The following is a 309-nucleotide window of genomic DNA, read 5'->3' as shown; positions in this document are numbered from 1 at the left end:
GCATATTCCGGTCGAAAATGAACACCTATTCCGGTTTAAAATGAACGCTGATTCCGGCTTGCGTGTACACCGATTCCGGACACCTCAGTGCACGTACTCTGATGTCAGATGAACCGTCCTGTTCCAACGTCTTGGATCCACAACTGCCGCGCTGCGCTTGGCTGCTGGCTTGTTCAGTGAGTCGAAAAGATGCCTCCCCTCAAAGCTCAGCTTCTGCTCGAAGAATCCCTGTCCGCATACTTTCCGGAAATGGTGTTCACAGATTCCGGAATCACTGTTCAACTTCACCGGAATACGCACGTGATGAGC

Annotated in this window: 1 protein-coding gene; it reads right to left on the bottom strand. The window is 51.5% G+C overall.

The features are described from left to right. Positions 1-84: 84 nt before the first annotated feature. Positions 85-309 (bottom strand): hypothetical protein (locus tag AACR93_RS05450; RefSeq protein ID WP_231557031.1); only part of this gene is annotated, 225 nt, incomplete at its 5' end.

It is taken from the genome of Aeromonas sp. L_1B5_3 (assembly GCF_963866575.1).
Lineage (GTDB): Bacteria > Pseudomonadota > Gammaproteobacteria > Enterobacterales > Aeromonadaceae > Aeromonas > Aeromonas jandaei.
The sequence above is the reverse complement of the archived record's forward strand: the minus strand, read 5'-3'. Positions and strand labels throughout refer to the sequence as shown.